Source organism: Streptomyces sp. NPDC048349 (assembly GCF_040651925.1).
GTDB lineage: Bacteria > Actinomycetota > Actinomycetes > Streptomycetales > Streptomycetaceae > Streptomyces.
Genome location: NZ_JBEZLA010000020.1, coordinates 19,531 through 31,965 on the forward strand (window position 1 = coordinate 19,531; position 12,435 = coordinate 31,965).

At 73.5% G+C, this 12,435-nt stretch carries 15 protein-coding genes; 7 read left to right on the top strand and 8 right to left on the bottom strand.

The features are described 5' to 3' along the window. The first annotated feature begins 67 nt into the window (after positions 1-67). The 4 genes from AB0D44_RS13645 to AB0D44_RS13660 all read left to right on the top strand — a co-directional run bounded on the left by AB0D44_RS13645 (position 68) and on the right by AB0D44_RS13660 (position 1,852). Positions 68-496, top strand: a complete 429-nt coding sequence (locus tag AB0D44_RS13645) for a MarR family transcriptional regulator (protein WP_362589138.1) — start codon at positions 68-70, stop codon at positions 494-496. Between the two features lie 93 nt (positions 497-589). Continuing rightward, a complete protein-coding gene (locus AB0D44_RS13650) occupies positions 590-892 on the top strand; it encodes a metalloregulator ArsR/SmtB family transcription factor (protein WP_362589140.1) in 303 nt (100 codons plus the stop codon). Next, complete coding sequence (locus AB0D44_RS13655; RefSeq protein ID WP_362589143.1) at positions 889-1,281, top strand: VOC family protein; 393 nt, start codon at positions 889-891, stop codon at positions 1,279-1,281. The genes AB0D44_RS13650 and AB0D44_RS13655 overlap by 4 nt, the downstream gene beginning before the upstream one ends. 130 nt (positions 1,282-1,411) lie before the next feature. Further along, a complete protein-coding gene (locus AB0D44_RS13660) occupies positions 1,412-1,852 on the top strand; it encodes a CU044_2847 family protein (RefSeq protein ID WP_362589146.1) in 441 nt (146 codons plus the stop codon). A gap of 56 nt (positions 1,853-1,908) precedes the next feature. Here the strand turns inward: AB0D44_RS13660 and AB0D44_RS13665 are convergent, their stop codons facing one another. From AB0D44_RS13665 to AB0D44_RS13690, 6 genes are all read right to left on the bottom strand, one after another. Then, positions 1,909-3,054, bottom strand: coding sequence for a DUF6596 domain-containing protein (locus tag AB0D44_RS13665; RefSeq protein WP_362589402.1), 1,146 nt, complete (start codon positions 3,052-3,054; stop codon positions 1,909-1,911). An 8-nt stretch (positions 3,055-3,062) separates the two neighbouring features. Beyond that, positions 3,063-3,470 carry a YciI family protein gene (locus AB0D44_RS13670; RefSeq protein ID WP_362589149.1) on the bottom strand — a complete coding sequence of 136 codons (408 nt, stop codon included), beginning with the start codon at positions 3,468-3,470 and terminating at the stop codon, positions 3,063-3,065. Between the two features lie 151 nt (positions 3,471-3,621). Then, the gene (locus AB0D44_RS13675; protein WP_362589151.1) at positions 3,622-4,002 is read right to left on the bottom strand and encodes a nuclear transport factor 2 family protein; all 381 of its coding nucleotides are present in this window, start codon (positions 4,000-4,002) and stop codon (positions 3,622-3,624) included. 260 nt (positions 4,003-4,262) lie between these two features. Continuing rightward, a complete protein-coding gene (locus AB0D44_RS13680) occupies positions 4,263-4,523 on the bottom strand; it encodes a hypothetical protein (protein WP_362589154.1) in 261 nt (86 codons plus the stop codon). 147 nt (positions 4,524-4,670) lie between these two features. Next, positions 4,671-5,270 carry a TetR/AcrR family transcriptional regulator gene (locus AB0D44_RS13685; protein ID WP_362589157.1) on the bottom strand — a complete coding sequence of 200 codons (600 nt, stop codon included), beginning with the start codon at positions 5,268-5,270 and terminating at the stop codon, positions 4,671-4,673. Positions 5,271-5,569: 299 nt separating this feature from the next. Next, the gene (locus AB0D44_RS13690) at positions 5,570-6,652 is read right to left on the bottom strand and encodes a DUF5937 family protein (RefSeq protein ID WP_362589160.1); all 1,083 of its coding nucleotides are present in this window, start codon (positions 6,650-6,652) and stop codon (positions 5,570-5,572) included. A 98-nt stretch (positions 6,653-6,750) separates the two neighbouring features. Here AB0D44_RS13690 and AB0D44_RS13695 point away from each other — a divergent pair, with 98 nt between their 5' ends. Continuing rightward, the gene (locus AB0D44_RS13695; RefSeq protein ID WP_362589162.1) at positions 6,751-8,064 is read left to right on the top strand and encodes an MFS transporter; all 1,314 of its coding nucleotides are present in this window, start codon (positions 6,751-6,753) and stop codon (positions 8,062-8,064) included. On the opposite strand, the gene AB0D44_RS13700 is transcribed toward AB0D44_RS13695, so the two are convergent. Further along, positions 8,027-8,296 carry a hypothetical protein gene (locus tag AB0D44_RS13700; RefSeq protein WP_362589165.1) on the bottom strand — a complete coding sequence of 90 codons (270 nt, stop codon included), beginning with the start codon at positions 8,294-8,296 and terminating at the stop codon, positions 8,027-8,029. The genes AB0D44_RS13695 and AB0D44_RS13700 overlap by 38 nt on opposite strands. Further along, positions 8,283-8,567 carry a DUF6400 family protein gene (locus tag AB0D44_RS13705; RefSeq protein WP_362589168.1) on the bottom strand — a complete coding sequence of 95 codons (285 nt, stop codon included), beginning with the start codon at positions 8,565-8,567 and terminating at the stop codon, positions 8,283-8,285. Before AB0D44_RS13705 ends, AB0D44_RS13700 begins: the two co-directional genes overlap by 14 nt. A 239-nt stretch (positions 8,568-8,806) precedes the next feature. Between AB0D44_RS13705 and AB0D44_RS13710 the strand changes: the two genes are divergently transcribed. Beyond that, positions 8,807-11,371, top strand: coding sequence for a molybdopterin cofactor-binding domain-containing protein (locus AB0D44_RS13710; RefSeq protein WP_362589171.1), 2,565 nt, complete (start codon positions 8,807-8,809; stop codon positions 11,369-11,371). Continuing rightward, a complete protein-coding gene (locus tag AB0D44_RS13715) occupies positions 11,368-12,357 on the top strand; it encodes an FAD binding domain-containing protein (RefSeq protein WP_362589174.1) in 990 nt (329 codons plus the stop codon). Before AB0D44_RS13710 ends, AB0D44_RS13715 begins: the two co-directional genes overlap by 4 nt. Positions 12,358-12,435: the final 78 nt, after the last annotated feature.

Genomic DNA, 12,435 nt, shown 5'->3' on the forward strand with positions numbered 1-12,435 from the left:
AAGCATCAAGCTTGAATCATTCAAGTTGTAATTATGTTGTCTTGATGGACTTGCTAGGGTGGCGGGCATGACGACGTCACCCGATGCGCAGGCCATCGCCGAGCGGCAGCTGTGCGGTCTGGTGAACGGACTGGCCCAGCGGATCGCCGAGCACGTACGGGACCGCGCCGCCACCCTGGGCCTCACCGCGTCCCAGGCGACCGCACTGCGGGAGATGAGCGGGCCGATGACCATGCGGGATCTCGCCGAGCGCATGAGCTGCGAGCCCTCCAACACCACCTTCGTCGTCGACAAGCTCGAGAAGCAGGGCCTGGTCGAGCGCCACCCGCACCCCACCGACCGTCGCGCCAAGCACCTCGTCCTCACCGCCGAGGGCGCGGCACTGCGCGGACGTCTCCTGGAACTCCTGGCCGTGGACTCTCCCCTGTCCGGCCTCACCCCGCAGGAGCAGCGCGTCCTCCACGGCCTGCTGGAACGGGCCGTCATCTCTCCGTGAGCCTGCCCCTGCGGGCCCGGCCCGCGGGCCGGGGCCCGGGGGCTCGGCGCGCCCGGCTTGATAGGCAAGTGGAGATTTGCCTATGCTGGCGTCGTGGCCGACGACCTCTTCAAAGCCTTGGCCGACCCCACCCGCCGCATCATCCTCGACGAGCTCACGGAGCGGTCCGGACAGACACTGTTCGAGATCTGTTCACGGCTGAGCGTGAAGCACCAGCTCGGTATATCGCGCCAGGGGGTCTCCCAGCACCTCGCCGTGCTGGAGGCCGCAGGACTCGTCGAGACCAGGCGCGAGGGCCGCTACAAGTTCCACGACCTGAACACCGCCCCGCTGCGGCAGATCGCCGAGCGGTGGCCCGTGGGCAACGCATCCACACCGGAGGAGAGCACTCCATGAAGATCCATCTGACCAGCGTCTTCGTCGACGACCAGGCCGAGGCCCTGCGCTTCTACACCGAGATCCTCGGCTTCGTGAAGAAGCACGACGTCCCGGTGGGCGAGGAGGACCGGTGGCTGACCGTGGTCTCGCCGGAGGAGCCCGCCGGTACCGAACTCCTCCTGGAACCGGCCGCCCACCCGGCCGTCAAGACCTACCGCGACACCCTCGCCCAGGACGGCATCCCGCTGGCCCAGTTCGCCGTGGACGACGTGCTGTCGGAGTACGAGCGCCTGCGCGCCCTCGGCGTCCGCTTCACCCAGGAACCCCTGGAGATGGGCCCCGTCACGACCGCAGTATTCGACGACACCTGCGGCAACCTGATCCAGATCGCGACCAAGCCGCAGTAGGCCCGCGGCCGCGTGCGGGGCGCGCCCCCACGGCGGCGCCGGGTCCCGCGGCCGGATGCGAACGGCCGCCCCGGGGCGCCTCCCGGACCTATCCTGTCGGTCGGGGCGGGCCGCTGTGGGAGGGGATCGGATGACCGAGACGGTAGCGATCGATCTGGGGGACGGTTCGATGGTCACGGCGGAGGTGATCGGGGAGCTGCAGTTCCAATCGCCGCCCGAGCAGGGGGCATCGGGCTACGGGGACGTCGGGTTCGGGGTGAACCGGTCGGCCGCTCAACTCGGTTCGGCCGTCGCCCTGACGCTGGATCAGGTGCGCGGTACCGTGCAGGGCATCGGGCGGTGGGCCGCGGAGACCATCATCCAGGGAGACGCCGGAGCACCGGACGCCTTCGAGGTCGAATTCGGACTCAAGCTGGCGGTGAAGTCGGGTCAGCTCCTGGGAATCATCGCGGAGGCGGGCAGTGAGGCGGGACTGACGATCAGGTTGTCCTGGAACGCCGCCCTACGCCGGGAGCGCGGCGGAACCCCGCCCGGCCCGGCCCCCTCGGACGCCCCGACGGGCGGCGGGTGAGGGGAACGCGGCACGGACCGGCGGGGGCGGCGGGGAAGACCGGGCAGCGCGACGCGTCAGCGGCGCAGACGGGCGTTGAGCCGGGCGGCCCGGCGCGTCAGGTGGTCGCGCTCGGCGAGGTTGGGCGCCTTGCGGGCCGCCTCCGCGTACAGCCGCGCCGCCGTCGCCAGGTCGCCGTCGCGCTCGTGGAGGTACGCCGCCACCGCGGCGTGGCGCGGCAGCGAGGCGTCCAGCTCCGCGAGCGCAGCCAGGCCGGCGCGTGCTCCGTCGGCCTCGCCGACGGCCACCGCGCGGTTGAGCCGGACGACCGGGCTGTCGGTCAGGCGCGTGAGCTCGTCGTACCACTCGACGATCTGCGTCCAGTCGGTCTCCTCGGCGGTGGGCGCGTCGGCGTGGAGGGCCGCGATGGCGGCCTGGGCCTGGAACTCGCCCAGCCGGTCACGGGCCAGGGCCGCCTGCAGGATCCCGATGCCCTCGGCGATCGACGCCCTGTCCCACCGGCCGCGGTCCTGCTCGGCGAGCGGCACCAGGCTGCCGTCGGGCGCCGTGCGGGCCGCCCGCCGGGCGTGGTGGAGCAGCATCAGGGCGAGCAGCCCCGCCACCTCGGGGTGGTCGATCGCGGCCGCGAGCTGCCGGGTGAGCCGGATCGCCTCGGCACACAGGTCGACGTCCCCGGAGTAGCCCTCGTTGAAGACCAGGTAGAGGACGCGCAGCACGGTGGCGACATCGCCGGGCTGGTCGAACCGCACGCCGGAAACGGTGCGCTTGGCCCGGCTGATGCGTTGCGCCATGGTCGCCTCGGGCACGAGGTAGGCCTGGGCGATCTGGCGTGTGGTCAGCCCGCCGACGGCGCGCAGCGTGAGCGCGACCGCGGACGACGGCGACAGCGACGGGTGGGCGCACAGGAAGTAGAGCTGGAGCGTGTCGTCCACCCCGGACGCGGGACCGGGCGCCGGCTGCTCGTCGACCAGGTCCTCCCGCCGGCGGCGGGCGGAGTCCGCCCGGGTCGCGTCGAGGAACCGCCGCCAGGCCACCGTGACCAGCCAGCCCTTCGGGTCCCTGGGCGGATCGGCCGGCCACACGCGCACGGCCTCGACCAGCGCGTCCTGCACGGCGTCCTCGGCCGCCGCGAAGTCGGCTCCGCGGCGGACGAGGATGGCGAGCACGCTCGGCGTCAGGCTCCGCAGCAGGACCCCGTCCACCTCGGCGGTCACGGCGTGATGGTGGGCGGCGCGCCCAGGAAGGGGCGCAACTCGAGCCACTCGTGGATCGGCTTCCCGCCGGCCCCGGGGGCAGCCGACAGCTCCCCGGCCAGCTCGACGGCGCGCTCGTAGCTGTCGACGTCGATCACCATCCAGCCCGCGATGAGGTCCTTGGTCTCGGCGAACGGGCCGTCGGTGACCGGCGGGCGTCCCTCGCCGTCGTACCGGACGAAGGTCCCTTCGGGGGCCAGCGCCTGCCCGTCGACGAACTCGCCGGTCTGCTCGAGCCGGGCCGCGAAGTCCTGCATGTACTGCACGTGGGCCGCGATCTCCTGCGGCGTCCACTGGTCCATGGGTACGTCGTTGACCGCAGCCGGGGCGCCACGGTAGTGCTTGAGCAGCAAGTACTTGGCCATCGTGCTTCTCCTTGGTGCCGATGCGACCCATTGTGGTCGCGTTCACCCCGGGGACGGAGCCGACCACGGATTCTCGACATCGCCGCCCACATTTTTTTGCGGGTGACTGGCGCGCGGCGTCAGCGGCCGGGCGAAGCACTGCGAGCCGCTTTCAGAACATGGTGTTGGCGTTCTCGGAGGTAGCGGGGATGACCTGGAGGACGTCCCAGTGCTCGACGATCTTGCCCTCGCCGTCGAAGCGGAAGATGTCGATGCCGGCGTACTCCTCCTCGGGCCAGACCTGTCGGCAGTGGAGCACGACGTGGTCGCCTTCGGCGATGGCCCGCTTGAATTCGACGCGCTTGCCGGGATACTCGGCGGCCATGCGCTCGAAGTAGTCGACGAACGCCTGCTTGCCGTCACCGACGTGCGGATTGTGCTGGATGTAGGTGTCACCCGCGTACCGGTCGATGGCTTCGGCGGGCCGGCACTGGTTGAACATCAGCTCGTAGAACGCCATGGCCGTGGCCTTGTTCTTCTCCGGGTCGCTCATGGTGCCACCGTAGGGTCGGGCGCCGGGTACGGCACGGTGGACGCGACGGGCAGGTGGCGGGACGATGCCGGTCCCCGCCCGCGAGGAGCTGCTGTTCGGGCTGTGGGGGAGCAGCCTGCTGCGGAGCCTGCGGAGGGCGGTCGAGCCGCTCGCGGCACCTGGTGCCGACGGTGCCGGCCACCCGCGCGCGCAGCGGGCGGCCTGCGCGTCGGCACTGGCGCCGGTGCGGCGCCCGGCAGGCCCGGGCGTACACCGCCGTATCAGTCGAGGAGGCGGGTCCTGACCAGGTATTCGGCCTGGTCCGCCAACTCCGCGCGCCGCGCCTGTTCGGCGGCGATCGCGATTTCCTTGCGCAGGGCCAGTTCCGTGCGCAACACCGTCGTGCGGGGGACCGGCACCCGTTGACCGGGCTTCTCGGTGAACGGCTGCAGCTCTCCGGCCAGAGCATGAGCGTCGTCCGACGTGCCGCGCCGCAGGGAGAGGAACACCCGGGCGAGCCAGTCCGCGGGAATCTGCACCATCAAATCAGTCATGTCGGTGCAACGACGGAGTGGCTCGACCGTGACGCGGAACCGCTCGCACGGCGTAGGCGCAGCGGACACGCCCGGCGACAGCCCCGGCACCGGGAGCGGACCGGCACCCTCGGCTTCGCCGGAACGACCGTCCGCTCAGTGCGCCGGGCGGCTGACCGAACGCCAGATGTGGTCGGGCAGCACGCGGGCGGCCTCCTCCAGGTCGACGTCGCCGATGGTCAGCCAGCGCCGCACGACGGCGACGACCGGGCCCAGGACAAGGGACTCGATCATGGGCGCCGGGAGCTCCGCGAGTTCGCCGGATTCCTGGTGCGTGTGGATCCAGACGGTGATCGGGGCCAGCCGGGCTTCCTGGGAGTCGCGGAGCTGTTTGCCGTGCGCCATGCCCTCACGGTCCGCGGCGACGGAGTGTATGAGGCGGGCCTCGTCGGTATGGGTGCGCGTGAAGTCGAGGTAGGCCAGGACAACGGCCTTGATGCCGGAGCGGGCGTCGGCCGCCTGGAACAGCGCCGTGCCCAGGGCGTTCAGGAGCTGGCCCACCGAGCGCAGGGCGACCGCCGCGAACACCCCGTCGAGACTGCCGAAGTGGTGGTAGATGCTTCCGGAGCTGACCCCGCTGGCTTTGGTGAGGGCGCCGAGGGTGAGACCGGCCTCGCCCGACGAGGCGTAGACGCCGAGTGCCGCGTCCAGCACCTGTTCGACCGTGGCTTCGCCGCGTAGTTGTTTCGGGCTCATCGAACAGGCGTGTCCTCGTCTCGGGGCGGGCGATCCGCTTACTCCTCGTCAGGGACAGGGTAGAACATCATTTCTGGATTTTTCTCCAGAAAGAGGCGGCGGAGTCCGAAGGCGACGAGGAGGGTTGGGGAGGCGCACGTACCGCAAGGAGCGGCTGGAGGCATGCATGCCCGCGTTCTACGTCCGCACCCACGCCGCAGCCCTCACGGCACGGCGGTCCCCGCTCTCCGCGGACCGGACGCGGGGACCGCCGCGGGCCGGAGTGCCCGGGTTCGTCGTCTGCTTCAGCTGGTGTGCGCTCAGCGCAGTACGGCCGCCAGCAGGTCGCTGCCCAGCGCCGTCAGGCCGGGCAGATCGAGGGTGTAGCGGACGTAGCGACCGTGCCGGCGGCCCGTGAGCAGGCCCGCGCGGCGCAGGACGGCGAGGTGGCGGGAGACCTCCGGCGGCGAGAGTTCCCAGACGTGGGCCAGTTCCCCGGTGGTGTGGGGGCCGCGGGCCAGGGTGCGCAGCAGCCGCAGCCGTACCGGATGGGCGAGTGCCTCCAGCCGCAGCGTGACCGTCTCCAGCGAGACCGGCTCGCCGGGCCCGGCCACGGGATACTGCACCACCGGCTGCCACCCGGCGGCGTGGACCGCCACCAGGTGCGGGCGGCCGAAGACACTGGGGATGAAGGTGACCCCGGTGCCCCGGGCGGACGTCGCCTTGTCCTGCAGCTTGTCCACGATGATGCAGTCGCCGTCAGGCGCAAGGGTGACGGCGCCGGATACCGACGCGAGCGCTGCCCCCATGCCCTGGCGCTTGAGCAGGTCGTTCTTCAGGCGCAGGTCGGCGGCGAGCCGTACGGCCACGCCCGTCCAGGCGGCGTCGAAGAAGGCCTCTGCGCACTGTTCGAGGGTGTGGCGCAGCCGTGCCCGCACGGCGGCCGGGTCCGCGAGCAGCCGTTCCGCGAACGCCTCCTGCCGCGCGCCGCGGGCCTGGGCCAGGTCCAGGGCCCGCTCGCGCGCGCTCGCGTCGGTGAGCGGCGACGGCGCGGCGGAGGGGAAGCGGTGGTTGCTGCCGCAGGTGGTGACGAGCGCGGCGGTCACGTACGCCGCGTCGTCGATCCGGTCCACGTCGTCCAACTCCTCGGCGAGGGTCGGCCGGGGCCGGGCGGGGATCAGGAAGTCTGCCTGGGAGGAACGCCAGAGGAACTCCGCTTCCCGCAACCGCTCGGCCAGTTCCGGCCGCAGCCCGGCCCAGACGTCTCCGGCCCAGCCGGCGAGCTGCGGATGGTGCCCGGGTTCGGCCAGCACGTGCAGCATCGCGGTCAGTTCGGCCAGCGGGGACGCGGCGAAGCGCACCCGCTCGGACGGCAGGCCGCTGATGTCGATCCTCAACGTCACCCCCTCATCATCACCGACCCGACGGCCGGCCACGGTGTCGATTGACGGTGTCCGTCAACCCGCGCGGCCAGCCCGGCGGCCGCACGCACCGTCGTCGCATGGCAACCACCACCACGATCCGCCCCCGTGTCCTCGTCCGGGCCTCCGGAGGCCCCCGCTACGCCGTCGCCCTGGCCGTGGACGCGCTCGGCACCGGCCTGTTGCGGCCCTTCCTGCTGCTCTACGGCGTGACCGTGCTCAGGCTGTCGGCGCCGGCCACCGGCATCGCCATGACGGCCGGCGTCGTCGTGGGCCTCGTGTGCATGCCCGCGGTGGGCCGATGGCTGGACCGGGGCGCACGCAGCACGGTCGTGGCGGCGTCGATGCTGGTCCGGGTGGTGGGCGTGGCGCTGCTGCTGGCCACCCAGGCGGGGAACGCCGGGCAGTTCGCGGCGGCGGCGCTGTTCCTCGGCATCGGCAACCAGGCGTTCCCGGCCGCCCACGCGGCTCTCGTGTCCACTGTCGCCCACGGCCGGGAACGCGACGCCGCGCTCGCGGCAGGCCGGGCCCTGCGCAATGCCGGGCTGGGCGTGGGCGCGCTGCTCGCCACCGCATGCCTTGCGGGCGGCGCCGCCGCACTGCAGGTGCTGGCGGCGGTGACCGGGCTCGCCTCTCTCATTGCGGCGGCCTTGTCGTGGTCGGTCCGCCTCCACGTCCGCCCGGCCGCCACCGCGGCCGACACCCCGACGCAGGCCGGCGACGACGGTCCCGCGCCACGGATGCGCGCGCTGCTGGCCGCCAACATGGTCTACGTCTTCTGCCTCAACGTCCCCGAGATCGCGCTCCCCCTGGTCCTGGTGACCCAGTTGCACGCGTCGCCGGTGTGGTCGGCGGCCATCTTCGTGGCCAACACGGTGCTGGTGGTCACCCTGCAGGTTCCGGTCACCGTGCTGATGTCCCGCTTCCCCCGACGGACCGTGCTGGCTCTTTCCGGCGTGGTACTCACCGCGTCCTACCTCGGGTTCCTCGCGGCCACCTCCCTGGGAGACGGCTGGGGCGCCCCGGCGGTCGCCGCGGTCTCCGTCGTGTGCACCCTCGGCGAGATCATCTACGCCGGCAGCGCCACCGCGCTCGTCAGCCACCTCGCCCCGGCCCGTGCCCTGGGACGCACGCTGGCCCGCTTCGAGCTCTCCACCGGCTTCGGCCTCGCCGTCTCCCCGGCGGTCATCACCGCTCTCGCACCCCGCGGCCCCGCCGCTCTCTGGGGCACCCTCGCCGCCGCGACGCTCCTCTCCGCCTCCGCCGTCGCCACCGAGAGGGACCGCGAAACGCGGCCCAGGTTCGGGCTCGGGTTCGGGCTCGGGTTCGGGTTCGGGTCCGGGTCCGGGTCCGGGTTCAGGTTCCGGGGGAGAAGCGGGGCAGCGCGTCGGTGACGCGGTTCCACACGGAGCGGGTGGCGCCGAAGCCGCTCTCGTGCACCCAGACATGGGTGCACGCGGGGCACTGGAGGTGCAGCAGGCTGCCGGTGTTGGTGAGCAGGTAGCGCCAGTGGGCGGAGCAGCTCCGCCGCTGCGCGCAGGGCTCACAGCCCTGGGCGTCGTCGCACTTCGGGCACGCCACCCAGGCGCGGCGCCCGGGGTCGGCCTGCGGGTCAAGCGGCAGCACGGCCGTCCCCCCTCGCGGGCAGCACCCCGGCTGCGACCAAATCGTCGTAGAGGCGCTGCTGCTGCGCGTCGAGCCCGGAGTAGAGCAGGTCGTACGCGGCCTCCTCGCCGAGCAGCACCTCGACCGGATCCCAGTCCGGGCCGAGGGCCTCCATCACCTGGGCGCGCCGCAGCACCTCCTGTGAGGTGAGGTCCACCTCGAAGTCGACCAGCGCGGACGCGGCGGAGGCGTCGGGCTCGTCCGGGGAAGGGGTGGGGTCGTGGAGGGCCATGAAGCGAACGTAGGTACCCCTTCTTTGCCTGGTCAAGGGAGGGTGGGCGGAGTCACAGGCCAGGAGGGCCGGCCCGCCGGCGGAGGCGTCGGGCCGACCCTCGACCACCCGAAGATCCGAACGGGCCCCCTGGTCGGGTGCGCGCCGAACTGCGCCGACCCCGGGAGCGGGATATCAAGGACCGTGAAGGTGAGCGCGAGGCCCGGCGGTCGCCACCCCACGGCTAAGGAGCACGTCTCGTGGAGTTCGAGGTCAATGGCGCCCGGCGCGCGGTGGACGTGGACGATGACCCGGCCGCCGTGGAGGTGGTGCGCGACCGCCTGGGTCTGACCGGCACCAAGCTGGTCTGCGCGGGCGGCGTGTGCGGGGCCTGCACCATCCAGGTCGACGGTGAGCCCCGGGTGTCCTGCCTGACCCCGGCCGTCGCGCTGGCCGGCCGCCGGGTGACGACCGTGGAGGGCCTGTCCGGCCACCCGGTGGCGCGTGCCTTCGCCGGCGAGGACGCCCTCCAGTGCGGCTACTGCACCCCGGGATTCGTGGTCGAGGCGGCGGCGTTCCTCGAGCGGTGGCGGGCCGCCCACGGCCGCACCCGGCCGGGGCGGGAGCACATCGCGGATGCGCTGGCCGGCCACTTGTGCCGCTGCGGCGCGTACGAGCGCATCTTCAGCGCGGTGGCCGCCGCCTGCGCGGGCGACTACGACACGGCGCCGGCCGGCGCCCAGAGGCCGACAGTCCCGCGCACGGAAGCCCCGGAGAAGGCCGACGGATCGGCCCGCTACACCACGGACCTGCGCCCCGAGGGGCTGCTGGAGGGGGTGATCATCCGCTCGCCGCACGCGCACGCACACGTCCGCTCCCTGGAGGCCGGAGACGTCCCGCTGGTGCCCCTGCTGCCTCCGGACGGTGTGGTGCGGTACGTCGGGCAGCCGGTGGCCGCGGTCGCGGCGCCGGACCGCGCCGCCGCCCGGGCGGCCGCGGAACGGGTCGCGATCGACTACGAGGTCCTGCCGGCGGCCCTGGACGCACGCGGGGCCCGGGCCGGCGAGGGCCCGCTGGTCTACGAGGACAAGGCGGCGCGCAAGCGGGCCCCGGGCTCCGGCGAGTCCCCCCAGCTGCTGCCCGCCCGCTGGCGCGGCAACCTGCGGGGCCCGTCCGCCATGAGCAAGCGCCCCGCCACCGCCGTGCGCCGCATCACCGAGGCCCGCGCCCGGAACCCCGAGCGGGTGGTCGAGGGCGTCTTCACCACCGCCGCGCAGACCCACACCCCCCTCGAACCGCACGCCTGCCTGGCCCAGTGGATCGACGGCAGCCTCCACCTGGAGGTGTCCACGCAGTCGGTGAAGCAGGTGGCCGAGCTCGCCGCCGAGCGCTTCGGTGTCCCCGTCGACAAGGTGGTGGCCAGGGCCGTCCACGTCGGCGGCGGATTCGGCTGCAAGATGGGGCTGACCTCCGAGGTCGTCGCCGCGGTGGAGCTGGCCCGGCTGCACGGCGCCCCCGTACGGGTCGTGCTGGACAGGGACGAGGAGCTCACCGACGGCGGATACCGGCCCGGGACCAGGATCCGGTTGGCGATGGCCGCGGACGAGGCCGGCGACCTGAGTGCGCTGGCCATGGACGCGGACAGCGACGGCGGCGTCTCGGTCGGCGGCACCGTCGCGGCGCTGGCCCGGTTCATGTACGGCAAGGCCCCGCGCCGGCTCCGCGACTTCGACACGCTCACGCACCGGCCTCCCGGCGCCCCGTTCCGCGGCCCGGGCGGACCCACGATGTGCTGGGCCCTGGAGCAGGCCGTCGACGAGATGGCCCACCGGCTCGGCCAGGACCCGATCGCCCTGCGCCGGCGCTGGGACGGCAACCTCAAGCGGCACGCCCTGTACGACCGGGCCGCCTCGCTCCCGCTCTGGGTGGGTCCCCGCGGCGGCACCGGGCGGTACCGCCGGGGCGTCGGCGTCGCGGCGGCCAACTGGATGTACTTCCTCGATCCCGTCACCGAGGTCGAACTCACCGTCGACAACGGGGTCGTCGTCGCCCGCTGCGCCGTGCAGGACATGGGCACGGGCTCGCGGACCGTCCTGCACCGGGCCGTCGCCGAGGGCCTCGGCGTACCCGAGGACAGGGTGCGCGCGGAGGTCGGCCGCAGCGATGCCGTCCACGGACCCACCTCCGGCGGCAGCCGCACCACGCCCTCCCTCGTGCCCGCCGCCGCGGACGCCGCCGCCCGGCTGCGCGACGCGCTCGGCGGCGGTGACATCACCGCCCGGCTGGACGCGGCGCACGGCGTACGGGTGACCGGCCGGCGGCCCCGCGACAGCCGGGGCTTCGCCCTCCCCTTTACCCTGGGCGGTGTGGCGATCGGCCGCGGCTTCACCGGGTCGGTGCAGGTCGCCGAGGTCGAGGTGGACACCCGGCTCGGCCGGGTCCGCCCCCTGCGCGTGTGGAGCGGCATTTCCGCGGGCCGCATCCACGAGGACCGGCTGGCGCGCAGCCAGTGCGAGGGCGCCGTGGTCCAGGGCATCGGCTACGCCCTGTACGAGGAACGCCGCACCGACCCGGCCACCGGGCGGGTGCTGACCGAGAACCTCGAGGACTACCGCATCCCCGGGATCGGCGACACCCCCGAGATCACCGTCCACTTCCATCAGGAGGGCTTCGAACACGTCCCCGGCGGCGGTGTCGGCCTCGGCGAGATCGCCACCCTGCCCACCGCGGCGTGCCTGGCCAACGCGGTCCACGACGCGACCGGCTGGCGCCCGTACGACATGCCCATCCGCCCCGACCGGCTCCTGGAAGGACTGGGTACGTGAGCACCGAACCCGCTCTCAGCAACCTCTCGGCCGCCGTCCTGACCCGCGGCGGGGAACTGCGCGCCGGTGGCACCGACACCACCGCCCGGCAGCGCAGCGGGATCTCCCCAGGGCCGTTCACCGACCTCGACGGCGTGGGCCACCTGCGCGGTACGACGCCGCTGCGCGGCGGCGGGCTGTTGATCGGCGCCCTGACCACCCTCGCCGCGCTGGCCGCCGATCCGCAGGTGCGCGACGGCTGGCCGGCGCTCGCGGCGTCGGCCGGGGCCGCGGCCACCCCGCAGATCCGCGCCGCCGGCACGCTGGGCGGCAACCTGATGCAGCGCAACCGCTGCTGGTACTACCGCAATCCGCACGTCAGCTGCCTCCAGAAGGGCGGCACCGACTGCCCCGCCCGCGAGGGCGACCATCACTTCGGCGTGGTCAGCGGAGACGGGCGCTGCATCACACCGCACCCGTCCACCCTTGCGATGGCCCTGCTCGCCTACGACGCCGAGGCCGAGATCCACGGCGAATCCCCGCGCAGCGTCGCCGACTTGTACGGGAACGGCGACCGGCTCTCCCACACCGACCACCTGCTGGCGCCGGACCGCATCCTCACCGGGGTCCGGCTGCCCGCACCCCTGCCCGGCGAACGCGCCGCCTACCACCGGGCCACCAGCCGCGCCCACGCCGAATGGCCCCTGGTCGAGGCCACCGCCCGGCTCGCCTTCGACGGCGCCACGATCACGTACGCCGCCGTCGCCGCGGGCGCGGTGGCGCGCGTCCCGCTGCGGCTCACGGAGGTGGAGGCCGCCCTGATCGGCCGCGAAGCCACCCCCGGGCTCCTGGCCGCGGCGGCCGCGACGGTACTCGCCCGCTGCCGCCCGCTACCGCAGACCGGCTACAAGGCCACGCTGTTCAGGGACACCGTCCTGGAAGCCCTGGAACAGGCCGCCGGCCGGACCGAGGAGGCCGCAAGGCCATCTCACGGCTCGGCCGGGTGACTCGGCGGAGCTGAGACGACCCGGCGGACGTGAGCCGGCCGCTGTGCCGGACTCGGTGCGCGTGGGCCGGCCGGCGTG